We start from the raw sequence: 802 nt of genomic DNA, 5'->3' as shown, positions 1-802 counted from the left end.
TGTGAAGTCGAACGAGTTCGACTTCACTATCCCTATGCCTGCGCCGGAGCCTGTATGGACGATGATCGATTTTGAGGACTTTTCTACAGGCACCAGCATTGTAGGCAGCACTATCAAGGGAGTTACGTTCTCAACTTTGGGGGTTGCGTACAGAGAGACCATTGTTAAGGGTTCCGGGTGGGCGGGAACAAATACGAGCCGGTATCTCGAAATTAGCAGCGCCACGGGCGGACAGCAGGGTGGTGGTGTCGCGATGTCGTTTTCTACCCCTGCGCAATCGGTGAGCTTCCTTTACAACCCCTACATTGAGGGGACCACTACGGCGAAGTTCTACGATGCTAGTGGTGCCTTGTTGCAATCGATGAGTATCAATACGGCAGGGGGTACTTGGAAAACCTGGAGTTACACCTCGACCGGTGCGGCAATAGCAAAGCTCGAGATTTTCCAAATAGAAACGTCGTCGGAATTCAAGGATCTTGGTTTTGCCATCGACGATATTCAGTTCTCAACAATTGCTGGGGTGGGTTACCAGTCTATTCGCCAGAATGTTTTGGCAGCGTCCGATGACAATCAAGACTGCGTGGACATCAGGACGGGCGCTGAGTATCTACCGACTCAGGTGACGGACGCGCACAGCCTGGAACAGGGACCGGCCGCGCCAGACGACTCGGAAGTTTCGCCCCACCTTGTGCCAATGGTCGATATCGCCGGCCTCTCGGACACCTACTACGGCGAAAGCGACAGCTACGTCAGCCTGAGCAACGCCGAGGCCTACCTGGCCAGCGACGCCAACCAGGGCATT

1 protein-coding gene is annotated in these 802 nt (G+C 54.7%); it reads left to right on the top strand.

Annotation, left to right across the window (positions count from 1 at the left end):
• Positions 1-61: 61 nt before the first annotated feature.
• The coding region (locus N5C91_RS31830) for a hypothetical protein (RefSeq protein ID WP_279834520.1) at positions 62-802 on the top strand (741 nt) is incomplete at its 3' end.

The organism is Pseudomonas sp. GD03903, assembly GCF_029840045.1.
GTDB lineage: Bacteria > Pseudomonadota > Gammaproteobacteria > Pseudomonadales > Pseudomonadaceae > Pseudomonas > Pseudomonas pseudonitroreducens.
This window is presented reverse-complemented; position numbering and strand designations above follow the sequence as displayed.